The sequence below is a fragment of the Streptomyces sp. NPDC026589 genome (genome assembly GCF_040638385.1).
Classification (GTDB): domain Bacteria; phylum Actinomycetota; class Actinomycetes; order Streptomycetales; family Streptomycetaceae; genus Streptomyces.
The window spans coordinates 562,861-588,761 of record NZ_JBEZYG010000001.1; the positions used below are offsets into that span (position 1 = coordinate 562,861).

General features: G+C 72.8%; 25 protein-coding genes. 12 read left to right on the forward strand and 13 right to left on the reverse strand.

Annotation, left to right across the window (positions count from 1 at the left end; all coding sequences use genetic code 11):
• Window positions 1–48: 48 nt before the first annotated feature.
• Both AB0F29_RS02410 and AB0F29_RS02415 read right to left on the reverse strand, forming a co-directional pair.
• Window positions 49–285: a DUF397 domain-containing protein gene (locus AB0F29_RS02410; protein WP_018955330.1), complete on the reverse strand. Its 237-nt coding sequence runs from the start codon at window positions 283–285 to the stop codon at window positions 49–51.
• Complete coding sequence (locus AB0F29_RS02415; RefSeq protein ID WP_361866852.1) at window positions 285–1,145, reverse strand: helix-turn-helix transcriptional regulator; 861 nt, start codon at window positions 1,143–1,145, stop codon at window positions 285–287. The genes AB0F29_RS02410 and AB0F29_RS02415 overlap by 1 nt, the downstream gene beginning before the upstream one ends.
• A gap of 207 nt (window positions 1,146–1,352) precedes the next feature.
• Here AB0F29_RS02415 and AB0F29_RS02420 point away from each other — a divergent pair, with 207 nt between their 5' ends.
• The gene (locus AB0F29_RS02420) at window positions 1,353–1,829 is read left to right on the forward strand and encodes an ATP-binding protein (RefSeq protein WP_361866854.1); all 477 of its coding nucleotides are present in this window, start codon (window positions 1,353–1,355) and stop codon (window positions 1,827–1,829) included.
• A complete protein-coding gene (locus AB0F29_RS02425) occupies window positions 1,823–2,263 on the forward strand; it encodes a hypothetical protein (protein ID WP_361866855.1) in 441 nt (146 codons plus the stop codon). The genes AB0F29_RS02420 and AB0F29_RS02425 overlap by 7 nt, the downstream gene beginning before the upstream one ends.
• Window positions 2,264–2,358: 95 nt before the next feature.
• Here the strand turns inward: AB0F29_RS02425 and AB0F29_RS02430 are convergent, their stop codons facing one another.
• The 8 genes from AB0F29_RS02430 to AB0F29_RS02465 form a co-directional block, all read right to left on the reverse strand.
• On the reverse strand, window positions 2,359–3,705 hold the full coding sequence (locus AB0F29_RS02430) for a 6-phospho-beta-glucosidase (RefSeq protein ID WP_361866857.1): 1,347 nt from the start codon (window positions 3,703–3,705) through the stop codon (window positions 2,359–2,361).
• A 128-nt stretch (window positions 3,706–3,833) separates the two neighbouring features.
• A complete protein-coding gene (locus AB0F29_RS02435; protein WP_361866859.1) occupies window positions 3,834–5,417 on the reverse strand; it encodes a cytochrome P450 in 1,584 nt (527 codons plus the stop codon).
• Between the two features lie 201 nt (window positions 5,418–5,618).
• A complete protein-coding gene (locus AB0F29_RS02440; protein ID WP_361866861.1) occupies window positions 5,619–6,233 on the reverse strand; it encodes an ATP/GTP-binding protein in 615 nt (204 codons plus the stop codon).
• Window positions 6,214–6,585 (reverse strand): DUF742 domain-containing protein, encoded by a 372-nt coding sequence (locus tag AB0F29_RS02445; protein WP_026290056.1) that lies wholly within the window; start codon window positions 6,583–6,585, stop codon window positions 6,214–6,216. The genes AB0F29_RS02440 and AB0F29_RS02445 overlap by 20 nt, the downstream gene beginning before the upstream one ends.
• Entirely contained in the window at window positions 6,582–6,989 is a 408-nt protein-coding gene (locus AB0F29_RS02450) for a roadblock/LC7 domain-containing protein (protein WP_006128841.1), read from the reverse strand. The genes AB0F29_RS02445 and AB0F29_RS02450 overlap by 4 nt, the downstream gene beginning before the upstream one ends.
• A complete protein-coding gene (locus AB0F29_RS02455; protein WP_361866862.1) occupies window positions 6,986–8,626 on the reverse strand; it encodes an ATP-binding protein in 1,641 nt (546 codons plus the stop codon). Before AB0F29_RS02455 ends, AB0F29_RS02450 begins: the two co-directional genes overlap by 4 nt.
• Window positions 8,627–9,111: 485 nt before the next feature.
• The gene (locus tag AB0F29_RS02460) at window positions 9,112–9,618 is read right to left on the reverse strand and encodes a MarR family transcriptional regulator (protein WP_265598120.1); all 507 of its coding nucleotides are present in this window, start codon (window positions 9,616–9,618) and stop codon (window positions 9,112–9,114) included.
• On the reverse strand, window positions 9,615–11,330 hold the full coding sequence (locus AB0F29_RS02465; protein ID WP_361866863.1) for an FUSC family protein: 1,716 nt from the start codon (window positions 11,328–11,330) through the stop codon (window positions 9,615–9,617). The genes AB0F29_RS02460 and AB0F29_RS02465 overlap by 4 nt, the downstream gene beginning before the upstream one ends.
• Window positions 11,331–11,476: 146 nt before the next feature.
• Between AB0F29_RS02465 and AB0F29_RS02470 the strand changes: the two genes are divergently transcribed.
• From AB0F29_RS02470 to AB0F29_RS02485, 4 genes are all read left to right on the forward strand, one after another.
• Window positions 11,477–11,908: a hypothetical protein gene (locus tag AB0F29_RS02470; RefSeq protein WP_361866865.1), complete on the forward strand. Its 432-nt coding sequence runs from the start codon at window positions 11,477–11,479 to the stop codon at window positions 11,906–11,908.
• A gap of 123 nt (window positions 11,909–12,031) precedes the next feature.
• Complete coding sequence (locus AB0F29_RS02475) at window positions 12,032–12,682, forward strand: DUF3105 domain-containing protein (protein WP_361866867.1); 651 nt, start codon at window positions 12,032–12,034, stop codon at window positions 12,680–12,682.
• A complete protein-coding gene (locus tag AB0F29_RS02480; RefSeq protein ID WP_361866869.1) occupies window positions 12,679–13,338 on the forward strand; it encodes a DUF305 domain-containing protein in 660 nt (219 codons plus the stop codon). Before AB0F29_RS02475 ends, AB0F29_RS02480 begins: the two co-directional genes overlap by 4 nt.
• Before the next feature lie 136 nt (window positions 13,339–13,474).
• Window positions 13,475–14,722, forward strand: coding sequence for an ROK family protein (locus tag AB0F29_RS02485; protein WP_361866870.1), 1,248 nt, complete (start codon window positions 13,475–13,477; stop codon window positions 14,720–14,722).
• Window positions 14,723–14,931: 209 nt separating this feature from the next.
• Here the strand turns inward: AB0F29_RS02485 and xylA are convergent, their stop codons facing one another.
• Window positions 14,932–16,098: a xylose isomerase gene (gene xylA, locus AB0F29_RS02490; protein ID WP_361866872.1), complete on the reverse strand. Its 1,167-nt coding sequence runs from the start codon at window positions 16,096–16,098 to the stop codon at window positions 14,932–14,934.
• 220 nt (window positions 16,099–16,318) lie between these two features.
• Here xylA and xylB point away from each other — a divergent pair, with 220 nt between their 5' ends.
• Entirely contained in the window at window positions 16,319–17,803 is a 1,485-nt protein-coding gene (xylB, locus tag AB0F29_RS02495) for a xylulokinase (protein WP_361866874.1), read from the forward strand.
• Here xylB and AB0F29_RS02500 read toward each other — a convergent pair.
• Both AB0F29_RS02500 and abc-f read right to left on the reverse strand, forming a co-directional pair.
• Window positions 17,790–18,992 (reverse strand): macrolide family glycosyltransferase, encoded by a 1,203-nt coding sequence (locus AB0F29_RS02500; RefSeq protein ID WP_361866876.1) that lies wholly within the window; start codon window positions 18,990–18,992, stop codon window positions 17,790–17,792. The genes xylB and AB0F29_RS02500 overlap by 14 nt on opposite strands.
• 85 nt (window positions 18,993–19,077) lie before the next feature.
• Window positions 19,078–20,697, reverse strand: coding sequence for a ribosomal protection-like ABC-F family protein (gene abc-f / locus AB0F29_RS02505; RefSeq protein ID WP_361866877.1), 1,620 nt, complete (start codon window positions 20,695–20,697; stop codon window positions 19,078–19,080).
• A 153-nt stretch (window positions 20,698–20,850) separates the two neighbouring features.
• Between abc-f and AB0F29_RS02510 the strand changes: the two genes are divergently transcribed.
• The 5 genes from AB0F29_RS02510 to AB0F29_RS02530 all read left to right on the forward strand — a co-directional run bounded on the left by AB0F29_RS02510 (window position 20,851) and on the right by AB0F29_RS02530 (window position 25,851).
• Window positions 20,851–21,531 carry a TetR/AcrR family transcriptional regulator gene (locus AB0F29_RS02510; protein WP_361866879.1) on the forward strand — a complete coding sequence of 227 codons (681 nt, stop codon included), beginning with the start codon at window positions 20,851–20,853 and terminating at the stop codon, window positions 21,529–21,531.
• 19 nt (window positions 21,532–21,550) lie between these two features.
• Window positions 21,551–22,831 (forward strand): VWA domain-containing protein, encoded by a 1,281-nt coding sequence (locus tag AB0F29_RS02515; RefSeq protein WP_361866881.1) that lies wholly within the window; start codon window positions 21,551–21,553, stop codon window positions 22,829–22,831.
• On the forward strand, window positions 22,831–23,670 hold the full coding sequence (locus AB0F29_RS02520) for a hypothetical protein (protein ID WP_361866883.1): 840 nt from the start codon (window positions 22,831–22,833) through the stop codon (window positions 23,668–23,670). The genes AB0F29_RS02515 and AB0F29_RS02520 overlap by 1 nt, the downstream gene beginning before the upstream one ends.
• Before the next feature lie 98 nt (window positions 23,671–23,768).
• Complete coding sequence (locus tag AB0F29_RS02525) at window positions 23,769–25,349, forward strand: TrkA C-terminal domain-containing protein (RefSeq protein WP_361866884.1); 1,581 nt, start codon at window positions 23,769–23,771, stop codon at window positions 25,347–25,349.
• 61 nt (window positions 25,350–25,410) lie between these two features.
• A complete protein-coding gene (locus AB0F29_RS02530) occupies window positions 25,411–25,851 on the forward strand; it encodes a hypothetical protein (protein WP_361866886.1) in 441 nt (146 codons plus the stop codon).
• The last annotated feature ends 50 nt before the right edge of the window (window positions 25,852–25,901 follow it).

Below are 25,901 nucleotides of genomic sequence, written 5' to 3' on the forward strand. Positions count from 1 at the left end.
GCGCGCTCCGTGGTCGGGTCTCCGTACAGAGAGGAGGAGGGGGCGATCTCAGGTGAGAAGGAAGTCGGCCTGGCCTGCCTTGGCACCCTGGATGAACGCGGCGATCTCGCCGTTGGAGTAGATGAGCGCGGGACCGTCCGGGTCGGCGGACTGGCGTACGGCGACCCGCCCGTCGGCGAGCTTCATGGCCTCGACGCAGTTGCCGCCGTTCCCGCCGCTCCACGGCTTGTACCAGCCTTCGGAGCCGAGATCACCGGCCGGCATGCCGTTGTATATGTGGTTCATCACAGCTCCTTGCGGAAGTCCCGGAGGATTTCCTTCGTGCGTTGTGCAGTCGCGGCCTGAGCCGCCATGCGGTCCATGACTTCGAGATAGGAGGCCACCTCGGGTCGGGCGTCGAAGTAGACGGCTCCGGTCAGGTACTCGCTGTAGACCATGTCGGGGAGTTCGGGGACGGCGAACCGGAAGAGGACGAACGGTCCGTACGTACCCGGGTGGTGGCCGGTGGCGAACTCCGCGATCTGCAGCGTGACGTGGGGAAGCTCCGTGGCTTCGAGCAGCTTGTCGATCTGCCCGCGCATCGCCTGCGCGCTGCCGACGGGCCGCCGCAGGACGGTCTCGTCCATGATCACCCACAGTCGGGGAGCGTCCTCCTTGGCCAGCAGGGACTGGCGCTCCATCCGCAGCGCCACATGGCGCTCGATGTCCTCGGGCCGGGTCTGGCCGACCGCTCCGGTCCGCATCACGGAACGTGCGTAGTCCTCGGTCTGGAGGAGTCCGGGCACGAAGTGCGGCTCGTACATGCGCAGCAGGCTCGCCGCGCCCTCCAGGCTGACGTACATGCTGAACCAGTCGGGCAGGACGTCGTGGAAACGCTGCCACCAGCCCGGCTTGTTCGCCTCCTCGGCCAGGTCGACGAAGGCGTCGGCCTCCTGGTCGGCGATGCCGTACGCCTTCAGCAGCAGCTGGACGTAGGGGATCTTCAGCCCGACTTCGGCCGTTTCCATTCTGCGTATCGTCGCCGGGGCGACCCTGAGCACCTTCGCCGCCTGGTCACGGGTCAGGCCGACACGCTCGCGCAGATCTTGCAGGCGCTTGCCGAGAACGACCTGGCCCACGGTCGGGGCGGACCGCGGTTCGCTCACTTCAGACCTCCCCATGCGCTGTTCTGCGAGCAGTGTGCCATGCGTGCGCCCCCAACGACACAGTCACTCTGGAAATTTCAGAGTGCCTCTTGCCAAGTGTCATCGTCAGGGGGAGAGTTGACTCCCGAACCAGTTCGCTCAGTCACGCCCGCCCCCGAACACCCGGGGAACGAAGCGTGACGCAGCCCCCACTGTGAGGAATCGGTCGTGGCACCTGGCAGTGCGCTCATCCCCCGGCTCATGGACCTCAGTCCCGGGACGGAGGCGCTCCGTTACTGCTTCGCGCTGCCGGCGCACCCCGAGTCGGTGGCCGGTGCGCGCGAGCTGACGCGAGCCCGGACGGACGCCTGGCAGCTGGGCCCCGACACCGGTGACGCGGCTGTCCTCATCGTCTCCGAGCTGGTGACCAACGTCGTCGTGCACACCGCGAGCACCCGGGTGGTATGCGAGCTGAGCCGGCTCGGCAGACGCCTGCGGATAGCCGTGCAGGACCAGGGGCACCAGCCCGACGGTCCGCGGCTGCGCCGCTCGTCCGACGACGAGCACGGCCGCGGCCTGCTCCTGGTCGACGCGATGAGCAGCGCCTGGGGCTCGCACGACGCCCAGAACGCCTCCGGACGCATCGTCTGGGCGGAGCTGGCGGCCGACGCGGAGCAGCCGTCCGGCACGGAGCGGCCATGCTGAAGAACGCGCTGGCCAGGCTGCGCTCGGCGCACCGGGCCCGGACGCCCGAGCAGGCCCGTGGCGGCGGCCGGGTGCGGCTGGTTCTGCCGGCCTCGATGTCGACCACCCTGGGATGTGACGCGGTCGGGGTGCCCGCCCGGCACGGCTTCCGCCTCATGTCCCATCTGCCGCGCACCGGATGCGTCTTCGCCGACGCGGACCGCTGGTGGTGGATCGTCCCGGCCGGCTCCGACCTGGATCTCGACTGGCCCGAGCAGGTGACGTACGCGCGTGACGCGGCCGTGCCCGGCGGGCGGCCCCGGCTGATCCACTCTCCGGAGGGCCTCACTCCGTACACCCCGCCCATTCCGCTTTTCCTGATGGTCTGCCAGGTCACCGGGGTGACGCCGAGCTGGGCCACGGCCGGCAGGCCGAGCGTCGTGTCAGCGCCGTAGTCCTCCTGGCGACCGGGCGGCGGGGCCCGCGTCGGAACGAGCCGGGCCCGGTCAGGTCGGGCCCGTACCGTTCCGACGCGGGCCCCGCGGGGTGGTCAGGGCCCTCCGAGGTACGCGAGACCGGGGTGCACCTCGGCGTACCGGTCGAGCAGCCGCCGGGCCACTGCCACGGAGTCGACCAGCGGGTGCAGCGCGAACGCCTGGACTGCCGCCGTGCGGGACCCGCTCTCCGCGGCCTCCAGCACCGCCCGTTCCACTGCCTTCACGGCGGTGACGAGGCCGACCGCGTGGTTCGGGAGGGGGGAGACGGCCACCGGGTGGGCCCCGTTGGCGTCGACGAGGCAGGGCACCTCGACGACGGCGTCCGCGTCCAGGAGCGAAAGGGCCCCGCGGTTGCGGACGTTGAGGATCAACGAGGTGCGTTCGTTGCGGGCGACGGCCCGCATCAGGGCGAGCGCGACCTGTTCGTAGCCTCCGGACTCCAGATCGCTCTCCTCCCGCTCCCCCGCCCCGGCGACCTCGCGGTTCTCCGCCATGTACGTCGCCTCGCGTTCGGCGCGGGTGCGGTCCCAGGTGGCCAGGGCAGGGGTGCCGGGCTCCCGCATGCGGGCGTAGAAGCCCTCCTGCTGGTCCCGGAGGAAGGCGCCCCGGGTCTGTTCGGCCTCCTGGTACGCGCGTACGGCTTCCCGGTTGAAGTAGTAGTAGTGCAGGTATTCGTTGGGGATCGCGCCCAGCGACCGCAGCAGCTCCGCGCCGAAGAGGCGGCCCTCCTCGAAGGATTCGAGCAGCTTCGGTTCAGCGAGCAGCCGGGGCAGTTCGTCCCGCCCGTCCACGTACAGCCCCCGCACCCACCCGAGGTGGTTGAGCCCGGCGTAGTCGATCCACGCTCGGTCCGGGTCGGCGCCCAGGACGCGGGCGATGCGCCGCCCAAGACCGACCGGCGAGTCACAGATCCCGATGACCCGGTCGCCCAGGTGCCGGGACATGGCCTCGGTGACGAGGCCCGCCGGGTTGGTGAAGTTGATGACCCAGGCGTGCGGGGCGAGCCGGGCGACGCGGCGGGCGAGGTCGAGGGCGACGGGGACGGTGCGCAGCCCGTACGCGATGCCTCCGGCGCCGACGGTCTCCTGGCCGAGGACGCCTTCGTCGAGGGCCACCCGTTCGTCGGCGGCGCGTCCGGCCAGCCCGCCGACCCGGATGGCGGAGAAGACGAAGTCGGCGCCGCACAGTGCCTCGTCGAGCTCCGTGGTGGCGACGACCGCGGGGGCGTCCGGGATGCCCCGCCCCTGTTCCTCCAGGACGCGGGCGACGGCGGTGAGCCGGTCGGCGTCGGTGTCGTACAGCGTGACCCGGGAGACGCGGCCCTCGGCGTGATCGCCGAGGAGGGCCCCGTACACGAGAGGCACCCGGAATCCGCCACCGCCAAGAATTGTCAGCTTCACGCTGCTCGATGGTACGGGCAGGTCGGGCGACGACGGCGGTTTGACGACAGGACCTGGCGCGACGCGGCGGCCCCGGGCCCGTGGGCGTGATCCGGGGCCGCCGCGGCCTGCACGGGGGCGACGTCGTGTCAGTAGCCGCTCCACCAGCGGACGACGGCCTGCCAGAGCCGGGCGGGGGCGGTCGGCCGGCGCTGCTGCGGGATCGTCGCCACGGGAGCGGGGTCCGGGGACGGGGCCGGCTCGGGGGAAGGGGCCGGTTCGGGCAGGAGGGGTGCGGCCGGGGCGGGAGCGGGTGTGACGCCCGGGGCGTGGGCGGGCTGCGCCACGGCCGCCTCGTGCCGGGGCTCGGGGACCTGCCTGGCCGGGGAGGAGATCTCCCAGGCGTCGGCCGGGCGGGCGGCGCGGGCCATCACCGAGAGCGGGTCGGCGTCCAGCTTCTGCTGGGGGCTGGGGGCGAACTTCACCGGCAGCTCGACCAGGTGGCGGGACATGATGTTGCCGACCCAGCGCAGCTCGCCCTCCCCGACACCGAGCTCCAGGTCGGGCAGGCGCATCAGCAGCGCGTCGATCCCGACGTCGGCGATGGCCCGGCCGATGTCCTGTCCCGGGCACTCGTGGGGACCGCCGCTGAAGGCGAGGTGGGCGCGGTTGCCGCTCATGTCGGCGGCCAGGTCCGGGCGGACGGTGGGGTCGGTGTTGGCCGGGGCGATCCCGACGAGCAGGGCGTCGCCCGCCTTGATCTGCTGGCCGCCCAGCTCCGTGTCACCGACCGCCCAGCGGCCGAACACGGCGGTGAACGGCGGCTCGTCCCACAGGGTCTGCTCGACCGCCTCGGGGACGGTCATGTGCCCGCCGCTGAGCCGGGCACGGAAACGCGGGTCGATCAGGACCATGCGCAGCACGTTGGCGATGAGGTTGGCGGTGGACTCGTAGGCGGCGATCATGATCAGGCGCAGATGTTCGATGACCTCGGTGTCGGTCATCGTCGCGGGGTGCTCGACGAGCCAGGAGGTGAGGTCCGGCGCGGATTCGGCACGGCGGCGCTCGACCAGGCGCGTCAGCACGGACACGACGTGGGCGTTGCTGGCCACGGCGGTCTCCGTGCCGCGCGTCATGTCCCGGGCCGCCTGGACGAGACGCTCGTCGTACTCCTCCGGCATGCCGAAGATCGCGCACACCACCATCATCGGCAGATGCTCCGCGAACTGGCTGACCAGGTCGGCGGTGCCCTTCTCGCAGAAGTCGTTGACGAGGCGGTTACTGAAGCGGTTGATGTGGCGGCGCACCCCGCGGGTGTCGATGCGCTCCATGCTGTCGGTGACCGCGCCGCGCTGCCGTTCGTGCTTGGCGCCGTCGGCGAACACGCAGACGGGCTGCCAGGTGAAGATCGGGGCGAGCGGGTGGTCCGGGGCGACGCTGCCGTCCTGGAGGGCCCGCCAACGCCGCGAGTCCCGGGAGAACTGGGAGGGCGTACGGGTGACGTGGAGATTCTCGCTGTGGCCGAGCACGAGCCAGGCGGGAACGTCGCCGTGGAGCAGGATCGGGGCGACCGTGCCGTGTTCGGCGCGGAGCTTGTCGTAGAGGCCCGCCGGGTCGTTCTCCGCCTCGGGACCGTAGAGCCGGCGCAGTCCGCCGGGGCCGATGTCAAGGTTGTGGGCCGGGCACTGGGGCGGGGGCACGGCGCCGGGTTCGTGGTGGAAGGGGGTTGTCACAGAGGCTCCAGGGATCAGGATTCCAGGGCTGGTGCGCGAGTGGGCGGGACAGGTCGACGGTTCACGGCCGGGGCCGGACCGGGCCGGGGGCAGGCGCCGCGGGATGGCGCGCGCCCCCGGTCGTGGATCCGGTCGTGGATCCCGGTCGTGGATCCGGTCGTGAATCTGCTGGACCGGGGTTGTCCCGAGGGAGGTTCGGTGTCAGGCGAGGGGGACGGCCAGGCTGTGCAGATAGCGCATCAGGGTCATCAGCACATCGCGGCTGGAGGCCCGCAGCCGGGCGTCGCAGTCGATCATCGGGACCTCGTCCGGCAGGTCGAGGGCTCTGCGCAGGGCATCGACCGGATGGTGCGGCGCGTCGGGGAAGGTGTTCACGGCCACCACGAAGGGCACTCCGCGCTCCTCCAGCCGGCCGATGACGTCGAAGCTGACTTCGAGCCGTCTCGTGTCGATGAGGACGACCGCGCCGAGGGCGCCCTCGAAGAGGCCGTTCCAGAGGAACCAGAAGCGTTCCTGGCCGGGGGTGCCGAACAGATAGAGGATCAGTTCCTCGCTGAGACTGATCCGTCCGAAGTCCATGGCGACCGTGGTGGCGGTCTTCGTCTCCACCCCGGCGTTGTCGTCCACGCCGACGCCGGCCTGGGTCATGGTCTCTTCGGTCGTCAGCGGCCGGATCTCGCTCACCGAGCCGACCATGGTCGTCTTGCCGACGCCGAACCCGCCGACGATCACGACCTTCACCGCGGCGGTGGCCGTGGTGGGAAGGACGTCCTCGCTGCGGGGTCCGGTGATCGTGTCAGAGCTTCTGAAGTCCATGCATCACCGCTTCGAGAAGGGACCTGTCGGGGAGCGTGGCACGGACGATCGGCGCACGCGACTGAATGAGATCGGTCGCGAGGAGATCGCTCAGGAGCGAGGTGACCACGCTGAACGGCAGGCTGAGGTAGGCCGAGATCTCGGCGACGGACAACGGCGCCTGGCAGAGCCGCAGGATGGCCGCCTGCTCGGGCTGGAAGGTCGGCGAGGGTTCCGCCTTCGCGACGACCATCGTGACCAGGTCGAGCGCGGACCGTTCACTGTCGTCGAGATCGCCGGTGATCACGTACAGCCGTTCCGGATCGTGCAGGTCCGGATCGGCCTTCCGGCGTTCTCGTCGAGGACCACTCATCCGGACTGCCCGCCGTGGCGGGGCGGGCTGGTCAGGTGGGCTCCGATCCGCACGACCATGTCCCTCATCCGGGCCCCGACGAGTCCGGCGTCGACGGTCTCGCCGGCCAGGACCGCGAGATAGGCGCCGGTCCCGGCCGCCATCAGGTAGAAGAACCCGCCCGTCACCTCGATGACCACGAGCTTCATGAGGCCGTCGCTGTACGGAATCTCGGTGGCCACGGCGGCGGCCAGGCTCTGCAGCCCGGCGCAGGCCGCCGCGAGCCGGTCGGCGACGTCGGGGTCGCCGCCGTGCATCGCGATGCGCAGGCCGTCCGACGAGAGCACCACGATCTGGTGAATGCTCGGAACGTCGTCGGCCAGTTCCTTGAGCATCCAGTCCATGTTTCCCCGCTGCTGGATCACTTCAGGTCTCCCTTGTCCCACGCGTCATCGGTGTCTTCGCCGTGCTTTCGTTCCTGCGGTACGCCGTTGACGGCCTTGGTGAAGGCCTCCAGCCAGAGGCCGGGGGGCTTCTCCTCGCCGCGTCCGCCGTCCGCGCCCTCGTCCGCGCCGGGGTGGAACCCGTTGGCGGGGGCGGGGGGCGGTGGGGGCTGCTGCGGGAGGTTGTGCGAGCCGAGCGGGGCGCGGCCCCGGCTGCGGCGCTGCGGCAGCCCGTTCTCGGTCCACTCGGTGACCACGGGAAGGTCGTCCTCCATGGCTGCCGCGGGAGGGGCCTGGTGCGACGTGACCGCGGGGGCTCCGGTGGAGACCGGTGCGGCCACGGACGGCACGGGGCCGGTGGCGGCGGGCTTGGACTTGCGCTTGCCGGGCGGCGGCACCACGTGCTGGAGCTGCGACATGTCCAGGGAGCTGGTGGGCCGCGAGGTGGCGCCGATGCCGTGGGCGATGCCCGGGGCGGGCCCGGTGGTGATCATGTCGCGCGGCACGATGAGGACGGCGCGGACGCCGCCGTACGCCGACTGACGCAGCGACACCTGGAGCTGGTACATCCGGGAGAGCCTGCCGACGACGGCCATGCCGAGGCGCGGGGACTCCCCGAGGTCGTTCATGTTGATGCCGGCCTGCGCCTGGGCGAGCATGTTCTCGGCGCGGGCGCGGGCCTCCTCGCTGAGGCTGACGCCGCCGTCCTCGATCTCGATGGCGATGCCGGTCTGCACCTCGACCGCGGTGACGTGCACCCGGGTCTGGGGCGGCGAGTAGCGGGTCGCGTTGTCGAGGAGTTCGGCGCACGCGTGGATGAGCGGTTCGACCGAGGTGCCGACGATGGCGACCTTGGCGATCGAGTGCAGATCGACGCGCTGGTACTCCAGGATGCGGGACATCGCCCCGCGCAACACGCTGAACAGCGGTACGGGCTTGGGCCACTGGCGGCTCGGGCGGGCGCCGCCGAGCACGGCGATGGAGTCGGCGAGGCGGCCGATCAGCGCGGTGCCGTGGTCGATGCGCAGCAGGTCGTCGAAGACCTCGGGGTTGCGCCCGTAGTGGTTCTCCATCTCCCGCAGTTCGCTGGCCTGGCGGTTCACGATCGCCTGGACGCGGCGGGCGACGCTGACGAAGGCGCGCTGAGCGGAGTCACGCCGCGCCTCCTCGTTGTCGATGACTTCGAGGACCTGGTAGACCTGCTCGCGCAGCGCCTTGGGCAGATGCCGGTTGGCGGCGTCCGCGTCGACGACGTCGCGCATCACCTCTTCGGGCGAGTTGCCCACGCGCAGCCGCCGGATGGCGGCGGGCATGACTTCCTTGGTGAGCCGTACCGTCTCGGCGTCGTGCGAGAGGATGCGGTGTTCCAGGTAGGCGATGCGCTGTTCGTACTCCGCGCGCTGGACGCGCATGGCGCGTCGGCGGCGGTGCAGCGCCACGGTGAGTACGGCGACCACGAGCGTGGCGATCGCGCCGCACACGGCGACTGGTATCCGCGCGGCCGGTGCGACCACGGCCGAGCCGGCGGCGGTGGCGCCGAGGAGCAGGGCCACGGGCAGCAGGACTACGCGGACGACGGGAACTTCTCTGTCGGTCGGCGGTGATTCAACACGGACCATCTAAAACCCTCTGGCGGTTGATTCCGGGATGTTGGCGGTTGATTCCGGGATGTATGCGCACGTGAGCGGAGACTCAGGAACAAGTGCTCGAATTCATCTCAACTCGACTTCACTGCGCGTGAGCTTAGCCAGATCAGAACAGTGCTTCGGCATATTCACCCAACCCCCTGCGGAAGCTCTCCGAGAGGAATACACTCGCCAGTTTTTGCACGCTGCGCTTCGGGGCGTGCGCGGTGAGTGATCGTGGCTGAAAGCGCTCCCCCGCGGGAGGTTCCCCGGGCCCGAGAGTCCGACCATTCACTACCAGTTAAGGGTGATTTCTAGGGCAAATCGCCCTTGCGCAGGCGACTTTCGTAGGGCAGAACAGGACAACGGCACAGGTGATCGAACCGGATCGAAAGGTGCAGATTCCTGACCGACGATTGAGTGACGCGCGAAACCGCCGCGCTGACGCGGCTGCGAAGACCCTGGGCCGGGCCGCCGGGTCAGCGCCGGGCTCCGCCGAGCCGGCCCTCCAGCTGCACGAGCAACTCGCCCAGCCTGGAGCCGAGTTCGTCGCGCGCGCCGCCGTCCAGACCGGCGAGCACCGCGCGTTCGTAGGCGAGCTGCTCGGGCAGGATCCGGTCGACCAGGGCCCGGCCCTCGTCGGTGAGCCGGACATGGGCGACCCTCCGGTCACGGGCGTCGCCGCGGCGCTCGACCAGGGCGCGGTCCTGGAGGGCGCGCAGCCGCTTGGTGACGGCCGCTCCGGAGGAGAAGGTCTCGCGGGCCAGCTCACCGGGGGTGAGCTCCCGGTCCGTCCTGCGTACGGCGCCGAGGAGGTCGAATTCGGCGCGGGTCAGTCCGGCGGAACGCAAGGGGGCGTCCTCCGCCTGCTGGAGCAGGGCGGCGCAGCGGTTGATCCGGCCGATGATCTCCATCGGTCCGGTGTCGAGCCCGGGGTTGACGGCCTGCCACTGCCGGACCACCGAGGCAACGATGTCGTCGGTCACTCCGCTCCGATCGAAGGGGCGTGGGCCGCGGGAGGCGTATCACCCCCGGGCCCCCGCCGTTGTGCTGTCGCGGCGAGCGTACGGTGTCCGGCCCGCTCGGCCGCGAGAAGGCGCTGCTCGGGCAGGGCGCTCTGCCACCATTCGCCCGCGGCGGTGTCGCCGGCCTCGCGCAGTTCGACGAGGCTCGCGGTGAGCGTCCGGCGCGCCCGGTCCCGTGTCGCGGGCGCCGCCCCGGGGTCGGCTCCGGTCCGTTCGACGTCGGCGCGGGCCCGGTCCAGGGCGCCGAGCGCCCGCTCGACGCGCCCCGCCGCCCGCCGGTTGGTGACCAGCGTCGCGGCCAGAAAGCCGACGACCGCTCCGAGGACGGTGTCCAGGACCCGGTCGCCGATGAGCTCCCCGGCCGGATGGGCGCCGCCGAACTCCAGGACCAGCAGGGCCATCGGGGTCACCGCGACGGAGCCGAGCCAGTAGTTGCGGGTGATGAGGGCCTCGGCGGCGAAGCTGAAGAAGAGGCAGCAGCAGACGAGGGCGAGCGGGCTGATCCGGGACACGGGCAGGGCCGCGGCGAAGACGAGCACGCCCAGGAGGTTGCCGAGAGTGCGCTGGAGGGCCCGGTTCCACGACAGCGTGATGTTGGCCTGGTAGAGGGAGGCGGCCGTGACGATCGCCCAGTAGGGGCGTCCGACGCCGAGCGCGGCGCAGAGGTACCCGGCGAGCGCGCAGCCCGCCAGGGTGCGGACGGCGACCGGCAGCAGCGGTGACCCCGGGCCGAGACGGCCGAGCAGGGCGCGACGGGCCGCGCGGCGCCCCTCGGGGGCCCGCCGGGCGGCACGCTCCGCGTCGATCCCGTACAGCTCGTCGGCGGTGCCGGGGGCCGCCGGCGGCGTGGGCACGGGACCGCGGGCCCGGGTCAGAGCGGCCCAGGCGCGCAGCCGGTCCGGATCCACGGTTCCACCCCCGGGGCGCGGGGCCGCGAAGGCCACCTCGGCGTGCACCACCAGGCGTTCCAGCGACCGGCGTACGGGGGTGGGTCGGCCGGAGGCGAGCAGACACTGCCAGGCGGCGTGCACGGCGGCGGCCGCCGCGTTGCGGGCACGGGGGCCGGGGTCGGCGGCACACGCGGCCGCGGCCTCCAGGGCGCGCGCGACGGCCCGGCGTTCGGGGCCCTCGCGACGGACCAGGGCGGGGGCGACGGCGACCAGCCAGGCGAACGCGCCCGCGCCGAGGGTCAGGGCGAGGTGACCGGGGATCTGCTCCGGGCGCTGCGGGGCGAAGAGGGCGGCGGAGCTGACGAAGGTGAAGATCACATGGCCGGGCGGTCCGATCCGGGTGGCGTCGCACAGCACCTTCTGGGCGGCGGCGAGCAACGCCCCGACCGCGATGAGCACGGCGGTCGATCCGGTGAGCGACGCGGTGGCCAGGGAGACGGCGAGCGAGGCCGTCATGCCGAGCACCACGCCCGCGACCGCCCCGGCCCGCCGGGCGTACGGCAGACCGTGCCCGTACAGCGCGCAGAGCGAACCGGCCATCGTGTACATCACGAGGTCGAGCCGGCCTATGGCCAGGAGTGTCAGCTGGGGCGCGGCGGAGGCGACGACCACGCTGAGGGCGGGCTTGAACCAGGTGTCCGACGGCCGCGAGAGCCGGAGGGCCGAGGCCAGCGGGAGGGCCCGGGCGGAGGGCCGCCCCGGACAGATGGGTGTATCGGTCACTCATATACGTTAGCAGGTATTACACCTGTAAATTATCCGTACATCATGGGGTCTCTGTTCGAGCGACGGCGACTCGGGCACACTGTCCCGCGGACAGCGCGACCCATATTCTTTGAATCTTCATGCACCCACTACGATGACGGGCGATGACCAGGGTGAGTACGCGGACGGACCGGCAGCGGTACCGCTCCCGCACGCCCCTCGCTCTGGGCTGGGTGTTCTTCCTCCTGGCCATGCTCTTCTGCTGCTCGGTCACCACGGCGGCCGCCGGCGCCCCGGTGGCCGCGGGCCCTGCCGGGGCGAGTGCCGTCCGCGCTTTCACCCCGACGCCCGACGCCGCCTTCGAACCGGTCGTCCTGGCCTCTCCCGCGGACCGCGGCCTCGGGACGTCGTGCCACGGCGGCTCGACGCACACGGCTGCCGTCGTGATTCCGGCGTCCTCCGCCCCCGTCACCGTTCCCTCGCCCGTGACCTTCGTCCCCGCCACCCCGCTCACCGGCGCGGCGGCCATCCGGGGTCCCGCGCACGACGGTGTGCGTTCCGTCGATCAACTACGTCTTCAGGTCCAGCGGATCTAGAGGCCGGGTCCGCTCTCCCGCCGCGCCCCGGCGCCGGTCACCGGGAGCGGTTCTTCGCCTGCCCCGCACCCCTTCCCCTTCATGCATCGCCCGTATGCATCGGTTGAACGACGAGGACTCCCCATGGCTTCCGCCAAGAACCAGAACAACCCGGCCTCAGCGCGTCGCGCCAAGCTCGAGGAGGCGCGCCGCAAGGAGCGCGCCCGCGAGCGGCGGGTCCGCATCATCACCATCAGCGCGTCGGTGGCCGTGGTCGCCGCCCTGGTCGCCGGGGGCGGCTATCTGATGTCGCAGGCGAACGAGAAGGAGGAGAAGGAGAATCAGGCCAAGACCTCGCCGGTCACCGGCGAGCGCAGCTGGGACGACCTGGGGCGGGAGCACGTGACGACCAAGGTCGACTACGCGATGAACCCGCCCGTCGGCGGCGACCACAACCAGGTCTGGATGAACTGCAACGCCGACGTCTACACCGACGAGATACCGAAGGAGAACGCCGTGCACTCGCTGGAGCACGGCGCGGTCTGGGTCACGTACAACGACAAGGCCTCGGACTCCGACATCGAGGCGCTCACCAAGAAGGTCAAGTCGACTCCGTACTCCTTGATGAGTCCGGTCAAGGACCAGAAGGACCCGCTGATGCTCAGCGCGTGGGGCAAGCAGGTGACGATCAAGAACGCCACGGACGACCGGGTCGCACAGTTCTTCACCAAGTACGTGCAGGGCCCGCAGACCCCTGAGCCGGGGGCCGCCTGCACCGGCGGACTGGACAAGTGACCGCCCTGACCCCGTCCGGCTCCATGCGTCGGATGGTCCTCGCGGGGGCCGCCGTGCTGCTCCTGGCGCTGGGGCTGGTGGCGCTGATGGTCGTACGCCCCTCCGCGGCCTCCCCGTCCGGGGCGTCCTCGGCGGCACGGTCCGCTCCGGCGGAGGAATCCGTGGACGCGGGCTTCGCCCGGGACATGGCCATCCACCACCAGCAGGCGGTCGAGATGTCGTTCATCGTGCGGGACCGCACCGACGACGAGGACGTGCGACGTCTCGCGTACGACATCATCAACACCCAGGCGAACCAGCGCGGCATGATGCTGGGCTGGCTGGAGCTGTGGGGGCTGCCGAAGAGCGCGGCCGGGCCGCCGATGGAGTGGATGGGACACACCCTCACCCCGACCGACGACGGTTCGCTGATGCCGGGCATGGCCACCGACGCGGAGCTGGCCGCCCTCACGGCCGCGAAGGGCGAGAAGGCCGAGGTGCTGTTCCTGCGGCTGATGACCGTGCACCACCGCGCCGGTGCGGACATGGCGCAGGCGGCCGCCGGTGCGGCGAAGACGGACGCCATCCGGGATCTGGCGGCGGGCATGGTCAGCGGCCAGCAGTCGGAGATCGGCCTGATGGCGAACATGCTGAAGGACCGGGGCGCCAAGCCCTGAGCCGATCGGAGGGGGCGGTTCGGGCCGGACGGCCGGAACCGCCCCCTTCCGTGACGTCTCCCCCTCCGCTTCCGCGGCACCGCCCGTCCCCGTACCCCCCGCCGGGAGCCCCGCATCACATAGGCTCGGCGACGATATGAAGAGCATCCTCACTCCGCTGGGGCCCAAGGCCGACAAGGACACCGTGCGACGGCACAATCTGAGCCTGGTACTCCGCGCCGTACGGGACGAGGGCGAGCGGGGCGAGGCGACCCGGGCCGGAGTGGCGGCCCGGGTCGGGCTGACCCGGGCCGCCGTGTCCTCGCTCGTCGAGCAGCTGATGGACAGCGGGTTCCTCACCGAGTCGGGCAAGACGTTCAGCGGGCAGGCGGGCCGCCCCGGCACCGCGCTCAAGGTGGCCAGGACCGGACCGGCCGGGCTCGGCGTGGAGATCAACATCGATTACGTCTCGGTGTGCGTGGTCGACCTGGCGGGCACCGGCCGGGTCCGGCAGACCGAGCACCTCGACAACCGGGGCGCGCCCGCCGAGGAGGCCCTGGCCCGGGCGGCCCGGATCGCAGCGCGGACCCTGGAGTCGGCGTACGAGCAGGAGTTGCGTCCGGTGGGCGCGGCGCTTGCGCTGCCGGGTCTCGTCTCCGGCGGGTCGGTGCGGCAGGCCCCCAACCTCGGCTGGAACGAGGTCCCCGCGCAGGAGCTGTTCGCCGAGGCGCTGGCCGCCCTGCGCCCCGGCCACCCGGTGCTGCCGGTCGCCTCGGAGAACGAGGCCAATCTCGCGGCTCTGGCCGAGCTGTGGTTCGGCGGCCTGGGAGATGTGCGGAGCTTCCTCTATCTGACCGGGGAGATCGGGGTGGGCGGCGCACTCGTCCTGGGCGGCGAACTGCTGCGCGGTGCGCACGGTTTCGCCGGGGAGATCGGGCATGTCGTGGTGGATCCGGCGGGGCCGGAGTGCCGGTGCGGTTCGCGGGGATGCCTGGAGCAGTACGCCGGTCAGGCGGCGCTGCTGCGGGCGGCCGGGATCGAGGGGATCGGCGGCGCCTCCGGGGTGCTGGAGCTGGAGCGGCGCGCGGGCGCCGGGGACCCGCGGGCGGTGGCCGCGGTCGGTGAGGCGGGCCGGATGCTGGGCCGGGTGCTGTCGGGCGCGGTGAATCTGGTCGACCCGGACGCGGTGGTGCTCGGCGGGATCTACCGGGGGCTGATGCCGTGGCTGGCGCCGCCCGCCGACGAGGAGCTGACCGGCCGGGTGGTGTCGGGGCTCTGGTCCCGGGGCAGCGGCCGGCTCCGGGCGTCGTCGGTGGCGGGCGACGCGGCGCGGGGCGCGGCGGCGCTCGTGGTGCAGGACGTGCTGGACGACCCGGTGGCGTACGCGGAGCCGTCCGGCGGCTGAGCCGGGCCGTCCCACCGGCTGAGCCGGACGGCTCCGGCCCAGCCGGTGGGACGGGGCCGGCGGGACGGGGCCGGTGGGTGCGGCCGGTGGGCCGGACCCGGTGAGCCAGACCAGTGGGGCGGGCCCGGGTTCCGGGCCGGCGGGTCAGCCCGGCGGGTCAGCCCGGCGGGTCGGCCCGGCGGGTCAGCCCGGCGGGTCGGCCCGGCGGGTCAGCGCACGGCGAGCAGGTGGTCCATGGCGAGCTGGTCCAGTGCCTCGAAGGCCATGCCGCGTTCCGCGGCGGCGGCCACGTCGAAGTCCTCGTACGCGCTGCGGTCGGCGAGCAGGCCCGCCAGTCCCTCGCCGGCGGTGGGGCGCGCCAGTTCGTCCAGGCGGGACGCGCGCAGGGCCGCGCGCACCTCGGGGTCGGCGCGGAAGGCGGCGGCCCGCTCCTTGAGGATGAGGTAGTTGCGCATGCAGCCCGCGGCGGAGGCCCAGACACCGTCGTAGTCCTCGGTGCGCGGGGGCTTGAAGTCGAAGTGACGGGGGCCTTCGTAGCCGCTCTCCAGCAGGTCGACGAGCCAGAACGCCTGGCGCAGATCGCCCGCGCCGAAGCGCAGGTCCTGGTCGTACTTGATGCCGGACTGGCCGTTGAGGTCGATGTGGAAGAGCTTGTCCGCCCACATGGCCTGGGCGATGCCGTGCGGGAAGTTGAGCCCGGCCATCTGCTCGTGCCCGGTCTCCGGGTTGACGCCGACCAGCTCGGGGCGCTCCAGGCGCTCGATGAAGGCCAGGGCGTGGCCGATGGTGGGCAGCAGGATGTCGCCGCGCGGCTCGTTCGGCTTGGGCTCGATGGCGAAGCGGAGGTCGTAGCCCTGCTCGACGACGTACTCGCCCAGCAGGTCGAAGGCCTCCTTCATCCGGTGGAGGGCGAGGCGGACGTCCTTCGCCCCGCCTGACTCGGCCCCCTCACGGCCGCCCCACGCCACGAAGGTGCTCGCACCCAGCTCGACGGCGAGGTCGATGTTGCGCAGGGTCTTGCGGAGCGCGTAGCGGCGTACGCCACGGTCGTTGGCGGTGAATCCGCCGTCCTTGAAGACGGGATGGGTGAAGAGGTTCGTCGTCACCATGGGCACGACGAGCCCGCTGTCGTCGACCGCCGTGCGGAAGCGCTTGACGATCCTTTCGCGCTCGGTCTCCGGCGCCCCGAAGGGGATCAGGTCGTCGTCGTGGAAGGTCACCCCCCAGGCGCCCAGCTCCGCGAGCCGCCGCACCGACTCCACGGGGTCGATGGCCGCGCGGGTCGCGTCGCCGAAGGGGTCCCGGCCCTGCCAGCCCACGGTCCACAGGCCGAAACTGAACTTGTCCTCGGGGGTGGGGGTGAAGCGTTCCGTCATCGTCGTCCGACCGCCTTCGCCTGCCGTCGGGACGCCCGGCCACCAGCCCGGCACCCCTATTTGTTCAGTGTCATGACTAATCAAGCACACCACACCACGGCCAGGGAACCCCCCTGCCGGGCGAAGCCGGTCCCGCCCCCTGTGCAGAGCGGCAGCCATCCCGTAATTTGTTCGTGCCCCAGCCAAATGATCAGGCCGTTCCGTGCGAAAGAGGCTCCCCATGCCGTCACCCGCCGTCGTCATCGGCGTGGACAGCTCGACCCAGTCCACCAAGGCCGCCTTCATCGACGCGGCGACCGGCGAGCAGCTCGCCTTGGGGCGCGCCCCGCACGTGGTCACCGGCGAGGCCGGGGCCCGGGAGAGCGATCCGGAGATCTGGTGGCGGGCCCTGTGCGAGGCGGTGGCCGCCGGGCTGAAGGAGTCCGGCCTCCCCGCCCGCGCGGTCACCGGCATCGCGGTCGCCGGGCAGCAGCACGGACTCGTCGTCCTGGACGGGGCGGGCCGGCCGCTGCGCCCCGCGCTGCTGTGGAACGACACCCGTTCCGCGCCCCAGGCCGCCGCGCTCACGGACGCACTCGGCGGGCCGGGGGCCTGGGCGGAGCGGACCGGGTCCGTGCCGGTCGCCTCGATCACCGCGTCCAAGTGGCAGTGGCTGCGCGAGACGGACCCCGCGAGCGCCGCGAACGCGGCGGCGGTCCGGCTCCCCCACGACTTCCTGACCGAACGCCTCGCGGGCGTCGCCGCCACCGACCCTGGGGACGCCTCGGGCAGCGGCTGGTACTCCACCGCCACCGGCGCCTACGACCCCGATCTGCTGGAGCTGCTCGGTCTGGACGCGGCGCTGCTCCCGGAGGTCGCGCCCACCGGGGCATCCCGGATCGGCTCGCTCACCGATTCGGCGGCGCGAGCGCTCGGGCTGCGCGCGGGCATCGCGGTGGCGGCCGGCACCGGCGACAACATGAGCGCCGCCGTGGGCCTCGGCCTCGGCGGCGAGGGACTGCTGGACCACCCGGTCCTCAGTCTGGGCACCTCCGGCACGGTCTTCGCGGCCTCCCGCACCCGGCCCGACTCCACCGCGCTGAACGGGTTCGCCGCCGCCGACGGCACGTATCTCCCGCTGGCCTGCACCCTCAACTGCACGCTCGCCGTGGACAAGGTGGCCGCCCTGCTCGGCCTGGACCGCGAGGACGCGGCGCCCGGCGGCGAGGCCGTCCTGCTCCCCTATCTCGACGGCGAACGGACCCCCGACCTGCCGACCGCCTCCGGGCTGCTGACCGGCCTGCGCCACGACACGACCCGGCAGCAGCTGTTGGGCGCCGCCTACGAGGGCGCGGCCGTCACCGTGCTGCGGGCCATGGACGAACTGCTGTCGGCCTGCGGTCTCGACCCGCACGCACCCGAGGTCGCCGCGCGCCCGCTGCGCCTGATCGGCGGCGGGGCGCAGGGGCGGATGTGGGTGGAGTCGGTCCGCCGGCTCTCCGGCCGGCCGCTCGTCATCCCGGGCAGCGGCGAGCTGGTCGCCCTCGGTGCGGCGGCGCTCGCCGCCTCGGCGGCGGGCGGTGGCGATCCGGTGGCGCTGGCGACGGCCTGGCAGGAGTCCGGGACGGACCGCCGGCTGCCGCCGGTGGAACGGGACGTGGCGACCTGGGAGCGGGTCACCTCGGTCCTGGAGCGCGCCTCAGGGCCCCTGCTCACCGGTCCCTGACGCCTCCTGGGGCCGGGGCCACCATGTCCTCGATCAGGCCGACGGCGCGCGGGGTGCCGCCCTCGCGCCGGGCGGCGGCGCGCAACCGCGCGGACCGGCGGGCGGTTTCCGGGTCATTCACCAGGGCGTTCAGGGCCGCCCGCAGCGTCTCGGCCGTGGCGTCCGGGGTGTCGATGCGGCGGGCGACCCCCAGCTCCACCAGCCGGTCCGCGTTCATGAACTGTTCGGCGCCCTGCGGTACGGCGATCATCGGGACGCCCGCGAGGAGTCCGTCGCCGCAGCCGCCCATGCCGGCGTGGGTGACGAAGGCGTCCGCCTGTTCCAGGATCGCCCGCTGCGGGACCCACGGGTGCACTTCGACGCCTGGCGGGATGTCGCCGAGTTCACGCGGATCGGTGTGCCTGCCGATCTGGAGCACGACGTGCCAGCCGGGCAGGTTCCCGTACGCCGCGAGGCACTGGCGGTAGAACTCCGGCCGGTGCGTGTACGCCGAGCCGAGGGAGATCAGCAGGATGTTCTCCGCGTCGTCGGGCCGGGTCCACCGGCCGGTGTCGGCCTGCGCGTCGAAGCAGGGCCCGACGAAGGTCACTGTCTTGGTGTCGACTCTGTCGGCGCTGGGCTGCATGGCCTCGGGGATCAGCGCGAGGGCCCGCGAGGGAGGGCCGGAGAAAGCGTCCACATCGAGGGTGGACGCCCCGCAGCCGGCGAGCCAGCGGCCGAACCTCTCCCGGTACGCGGGGGCGCCGGGCAGCCCCCGCAGGTGCGCCGCGACCTCTTCCTCGTACCCCTCCCAGGCCACGAACGAGGGGGACAGCTGCATGAGGGGCCGTCCTTGTGATTCGGCGAGGGCGCGGGCGGCGTAGGCGCCGATGTCGTACAGGTACAGGTCGGCGGGATCGTCGTCGTAGGCGGCGTGCAGTTGGGGCAGTGCCTGCGTCGCCTCGTCGAGGAAGAGGTCCATCGCGGCTACGGGGTCGGTCGGCCAGTTGTTGTCGGCGACCGGCAACAGCGAAGTGCAGGGCACCAGTTCGGCGCCGGTGGCCTCGATCCGGTCCGCCACGAACGCGTCGTTCGCGTAGGTGACCCGGTGGCCGCGCGCCACCAGCTCACGGACGATGCCGAGGCCGGGCAGGACGTGGCTGACGATCGGGATGCCGATCATCGCGATGTGGGAGCGGCGCGGGAACAAGGGTGATCACTCGCTTCGGGTAGTAGGGGTACGGAGGCCGGCCCGGGCCTCCGTTTCGGGGAGGGTACGGAGGCCGGCGCGGGCCTCAGCCTTCGAGCGCGGGCATCCGGGCGGCCCGCAGGGCCAGCCGGGCGCCCCGCCAGCGGCTCCGGAACAGCCGGTCGTGGCTGACGAGGACGACCGTGCCGGCGAAACCGGCCAGGGCCCTCTCCAACTCCTCGGCGACGGCGGGAGAGAGGTGGTTGGTGGGCTCGTCGAGCAGCAGGACGTCGGCGGGCCGGCTGACCAGCCGCGCCAGGGCGAGCCGCTGCCGCTGGCCGGTGGAGAGCCGCGCGACGGGCACCGACAGGCGGTCACGGTCGAACAGCCCGAGGGCCAGGAGCCGTTCGGCGTGCTCGTCCGCCTCCCCGGTGAGCCCCCGGGCGTAGGCGGCCAGCAGGCTCTCGTGCGCCGAACCGGGTGCCGGGTCCTGCGGGAGGAAGCCGATCCGGCCGCGCCTGACGACGTTTCCCCGGTCGGGGGTCAGGTCTCCGGCGAGGACGCGCAGCAGGGTGGTCTTGCCCGCGCCGTTGTCGCCCGTGATCAGCAGGTGCTCGCCCGCCCGGACCGTCAGGTCGATCGGGTCGAGCCTGCCCGCGACCCGGACCCCGGAGGCGTCGAGCACGGTGCCGGACAGCTGTCCGGCGCGCAGCACGGGCGAGAAGCTCAAGGGCTCCGGCGGGGCCGGCACCGGGTCGGCCAGCAGGCGGTTCAGCCGTTCCTCGGCGTTGCGGACCCGGCCGGCCAGGGACTGCTGCACCCGGGCTCCGGCCTGGTTGTAGGAGAGTTTGTCGCCGTCCTTCATCGGCCGGCCCGGGGCGACCCGGCGGGCGGTGACAGCGGCCGACGCGCGCGTCCGGTCGACCTCCTCACGCCATCGGTCGTGGTGCCGGCCCCAGCGCTGTCGTGCCGCCGCCCTCTCCGCGAGGTAGCCGGTATAGCCGTTGCCGTACCGGACGACACCGTGCCGGTCCCCGTCCACCTCCAGGAGGCTCGTGGCGACGTGTTCGAGGAAGCGGCGGTCGTGGGAGACGGTCACGGTGGTGCCCCGGCGGCCGCGCAGGTGCTCCTCCAGCCAGCTCAGGGCGGCCTCGTCCAGATGGTTGGTCGGCTCGTCGAGGAGCAGCACCTCCGGGGCGGCCGCCAGCACCGCGGCCAGGCGGAGCCGGGCCCGTTCGCCGCCGGAGAGGGCGCCCAGCGTCGAGGCGCGGTCCACCTGTCTCAGGCCGAGGCCGTGCAGGGCGCGCTCCAGCCGGGCGTCGGCGTCGTAGCCGCCGCGCAGCTCGAAGGCGGAGACGGCCTCGCCGTACGCGTCGAGCGCCGACGTGTCGCCGTCGGCCATCGCCGCCTCCAGGCGTCGCATCCGTGCCTCGATCGCCCGAAGGTCGCCCAGCGCTCGGTCGATGACCTGCTGGGCCGTCAGATCGGCGGGCAGGGCCTCGTCCTGGGCGAGGTAGCCGACGCCTCCGTCGGCCCGCAGAATGACGCGTCCCCGGTCGGGGCTGACCCGCCCGGCGAGCAGCCGCAGCAGGGTCGTCTTGCCGGAGCCGTTCTCACCGACGATTCCGGTGCGCTCGCCGTGCGCGAGCGAGCAGCTCACCGAGTCGAGAACGGGCCTGCCGTCGAAGGCCTTGCTGACGGCGAGTGCGGTGATCTGTGTGGGCATACGGGCGACTCCGAAGCTGTCGTGGACGAAGCGGTGGCGGCGGACCGCGAGGCCGGGGGAAAGCTTCGGAAGAGCATCGACGACTCCACTAGTGCGACAACTGTTGCTTTAAGATGGTGCCATGACCCACACCGCCGGGCAACCGGATTCCCGATGACCGACGCACCGGCCGAACCGCCGGAATCCGCCCGCACCGCCCCGTCGCCGGGCCGCAGGCCGGGTGGCCGCACCGCACGCGTCCGCGCCCAGGTGCTCGACGCGGTGCGCGCCGAACTGGGCGAGCACGGTTACGAGGGGCTGACGATGGAGGGTGTCGCGGCCCGCGCCGGCGTCCACCGGACCACGGTCTACCGGCGCTGGGAGGACGTCGGGGGCCTGCTCGCCGATGTCCTCGACGCGGCGGGCGAGGACGACTGGGCGCCTGCGGACACGGGCTCGCTGCGTGGCGATCTGACGGCCCTCAACGACGAGATCCAGGAGTCGCTGGTCGTGCGGCCGTCGATCCCCCAGGCGCTGGTGGCCGCCTCTTTCCGCTCCGCGCGGGCGGCCGCCGCCCAGCGGCGGCTGTGGGAGGACCGGTACGCGCGCTGCGAGATCATCGTCGAGCGCGCCGTCGAACGCGGCGAACTCCCGGCGCACACCGACGCGCGGCGGCTGCTGATCGCCTCCACCGCACCGCTGTACCACCAGTTGGTGCTCCTGCGGACCGCTCCCGATCCGCGGCTGCCCGCCCATGCCGCGACCACGGCGACCCTGGCCGCCGCCGCCGGCGCGTTCGGCCGCCCCGCACCGGAGGGAGAGGCATCAAGTGACCCGGTTGGGAATACGAACTGATTTTCCATAAGATCCAGCGATGATCATGAGAAAACGGCTGACGACCGGGGTAGGCATAGCGCTCGCCACTCTGGCCGCCGGCCTCGGCACCGCGATCCCCGCCGCCGCCGACGAAGCCCCCGCCGCCCCCGCGCCCAAGGTCGAGCTGGTGCTCGACGTCAGCGGCTCGATGCGGACCCGCGACATCGACGGCCAGTCCCGGATGGCCGCCGCCAAGCAGGCGTTCAACGATGTCCTGGACGCGGCGCCCGAGGAGGTGCACCTCGGCATCCGGACGCTCGGGGCGGATTACCCGGGCGAGGACCGCAAGGTCGGCTGCAAGGACACCAAGCAGCTCTACCCGGTCGGCCCGCTGGACCGCACCGAGGCCAAGGCCGCGGTCGCCACCCTCGCTCCGACCGGCTTCACCCCGATCGGCCCGGCCCTGCTCGGCGCGGCCGACGACCTGGAGGGCGGGGACGGTTCGCGCCGGATCGTGCTCATCACGGACGGCGAGGACACCTGCGGGCCGCTCGACCCGTGCGAGGTGGCCCGGGAGATCGCCGCCCGCGGCACCCACCTGGTCGTGGACACGTTGGGCCTGGTGCCCAACGCCAAGATCCGCCAACAGCTGACCTGCATCGCGGAGGCCACCGGCGGCACGTACACCGCCGTCCAGCACAAGGACGAACTCTCCGGCCGGGTGAAGCAGTTGGTGGACCGGGCCGCCGAGCCCGTCGTCACCCCGGTGGCCACCGAGGGAGCCGGGAGCTGTTCCGCCGCGCCCGAGCTGAAGCCGGGGCTCTACACCGACCGCGCGGAGATCGCCCAGCACCGCTGGTACCGCGTCGACGTGCTGCCCGGTCAGGAGCTGCGCGCCTCGGCGAGCGTGGCGGCCGACCGCGCTGTGGACGACGACTACGGGGTGCTGCTGCGCGCGGTGACCGTGCACGGACGGGAGATCGTCCGGGGCTCCGAGGCCGGGACCGGCCGCACCGACGTGATCTCGTCCGGGCTGCGCTATCCGAAGCCCGAGGTGGATGACGGCGACGACGGCGACGGCAAGCCCGCCGCCGAGACCGTCTGCCTCCAGCTCGCCCACTCCTTCTCCGCGCCCGCCTCGGTGAAGCGGTCCCCCGGTCTGCCGGTCGAACTGACCGTGGACCTGGTGGACGGCCCGGACAGCGCCTCCGACGTGGCCGCCTTCGGGCTGGGCCGCGGCTGGTGGCTGCTCGGCGTGCTCGTCCTGACCGGACTGGTCGCGGGCCTGCTGACCGGCTGGATCTCGCGCTGGCGCGTCGCCGTATGGAGGACCAACTGATGCGCACGACACCTCGCCGTACCCACGGCGCCCGACGCGCGCTGACCGGAGCGCTGCTCGCCGGTCTGACCCTGCTCACCTCGGCGGGCGCGGCCGTGGCCGACGACCCGTCGGCGAGCGCGAGCCCCGCCGCCGGCGGGGCGGGCCCCACCGAGGCCGGGACCACGTTCCGTACGGCCACCGCACTGGAACAGGGGCAGACGGGCACCGCCCGGGCCTCGGCGGGCGACTACCTGTACTGGGTGTTCCCGGCCGACGCCGGTCAGCGGCCCACCGTCGAGGCCTCCGTGAAGCTGCCTACGAGCGCCCGTAGCTCCACGTCCACCTGGCAGATCGATGTGTACGACGGGCTGCGCCGCCGCCAGGCCTGCATGTACGGGCACCAGACCAGGAAGGCGGCGGCCGACGCGGCCTCCGTCGAGCTGTCCTGCGTGCTGCGGACCGTGCGGTCCTGGTCCGAGCCGTGGGCGAGCGACCCGCTGCCCGGCAGCTACTACATCCGCCTCACGGTGGTGGATCTGCCCGCCGCCGACCTCGGACTGCCGGTCGGCGTCGAGGTGAAGGCGGTCTCGAAGGAGCAGGGCGGGGCCCACGACGTGGACGGCACGCTCTCCGAGCCGCTGGTGCCGGGCGTATCGGTGGCCTCAGCGGGCGACGCGAGTGCCGCACCGCGGGTGCCGTCCGCCGGTGAGCCGGAGGACGGCTGGGCCTCGGGCTGGTGGACCGACCGCTGGCTGTGGACCGTGGGCGGCGGCGTGCTCGCCGCGCTGGCGGCCGTGTTCGGCTACTCGCTGACGCGGGGCCGGGGCCGGCCGGCCCACGTACCGCCCGGCGTCTGAGGGACGCCGCCGCCGCTCTCCGGTGGCGGCCTCCCCCGGCCTCGCGGATCCTGGCCCCGGACAGGGGCGGGATCTTCGAGGTCGGGGAGGCGCGGCCGGTGTGGCAGTTCTTCGCGGACAATCCGTGGGTGGCGGTGTTCGCCGTGATCACGCTCGGCTCGCTGCTCGGCATGGTGCGCTTCGGCCCGGTCCGGCTCGGCGCGGCCGGAGTCCTGTTCGTCGGCCTCCTCGTCGGGGCGCTCGACGAGGACATCGCCGCCGCCGTGCCGGCCGGGGTCTCGGCGCTGGGCCTGGCCCTGTACGTGTACACGGTCGGCCTGGAGTCGGGTCCCGCGTTCTTCCGTGAACTGCGCGGCCAGCTCCCGGTGATGGCCGGGGCCGTGGCGGCCCTGGCCCTCACCGCGGCGGTGGTCGGCTTCGTCGGACACCGCTGGTTCGGCATCGACGGACCGTTCCTCGCGGGCGGATACGCGGGCATCGGCACCACCACCCCGGGTCTCGCCGCCGCCCAGGACGCCTCGGAGGACCCGACGCAGCCCGCCGTGGGGTACGCCATCGGCTACCCGCTCGCCGTCGTGATCACGATCATGTTCGTCTCGGCGATCGCGGCCCGCCGACGGTGGACCGCCCGCCGGGACCCCGACTCGGGCCTGCCGGCCACCCTCGTCACCCGTACGGTCCAGGTGGCCCGAGACCTGCGCTGGGCGGACGTGCCCGGCGTCGCCGCGCACCGGGTGCTGGCCAGCGAGTACCGTCCCGCCGACGGTGTGACCCGGGTCGCCCGGGGGCTGGGCCGCCTCTCCCCCGGCGACCAGGTCGTCCTGGTCGGCGGCGAGGACGACGTGCGGGCGGCGACGGACGCGCTCGGGTCCCTCGCCCCGCGCCATCTGCTGGACGACCGCAGTGCGGTGGACTACCGGCGGGTCCTGCTCACCAACCCGGACCTGGCCGGGCGCACCGTCGGGGAGCTCGGGCTCGGCGAGAAGTACGGGGCGCTCGTCAGCCGGGTGAGGCGCGGCGACTTCGACATGCTCGCCCACGACGACCTGCTGCTCCAGCTCGACGACCGGGTGCGGGTGGTCATGCCGCGCGAGCGGACGGGCGAGGTCACCACGTATCTCGGGGACACCGAGGCGAAGGTCAGCGAGGTCAGCGCGGTCAGCCTGGGCCTCGGTCTCACCCTGGGCTTCCTCGTCGGCGTCCCCTCCCTCACGCTGGGCTCGACCACGCTCGCCCTGGGCACCGGGGCCGGACCGCTGGTGATGGGGATGATCCTCGGCTGGCGCCGGCGCACCGGCCCGCTGGTGTGGACCCTGCCGACCCGCGCCAACCTCACCCTGCGCCAGATCGGTCTGCTGCTCTTCCTCGCCGTCGTGGGGCTCACCTCCGGCTACTCGTTCCGGGAGAACGCCTTCTCCCTCTTCGGGCTGAAGCTGGCGGCCGTGCTGGCGATCGCCGCGGTCGTCAGCTACACCCTGATGGTGCTGGTCGCGAAGGCGCTGGGGCAGAGCCGGGAGCGGACCATGGGGCTGCTGTCGGGCTACGTCGGCAACCCGGCGATCGTGGCGTACGCCAACAGCCGGGCGAGCGACAGCCGGATCAACAACGGCTACTCGACGCTGTTCGCGCTCGCCATCCTGGTCAAGATCGTCTGCATCCAGCTGATCGTCGGTCTCTGAACCACGCCTTCGACCCAGGCCTACCCTGAACCCTTCACCGGCCGCGACGGAGGGAGACAGAATGGGCGGGACGACGACGTACGTACGGTTCCAGAGCACCGAACGGAGCCCCCGGGGCCACTTCCCCGGGATCTTCGCGCTGGCCAACGGCCTGGCCCGGGAAGGCCGTCTGACCGAGGCGCAGCACCGCTTCTGGCGGGCGGCGAACGACTGGTACGACGCCGCCTACACCGACCCCTCCCGGGTCGACCCGGCGGTGTACGACCCCGGGGTGAACCCGGGGGCGGTGGCCTGGTTCAAGGGGACGGCGGTCCACCTGATGGACCGGATCCCCGGCTATCTCGCGCTGCTGACCGCGCACGGAGTGCCGTGCGAGCGGCTGGAGTCGGCGGATCCCGGCCGGATCGTGTACGAGGACGAGCATCAGGTCGTCGTGGTGCCCCACTCCGGCCGAGCACACCCGACGGTGGCCCTCAACTCGCCTGCTCCGCACGGCACCTGATGGATTCCGGCCACGCCGGTCGTCGCTCTGGCGAAGCGCCGCCCCCATCC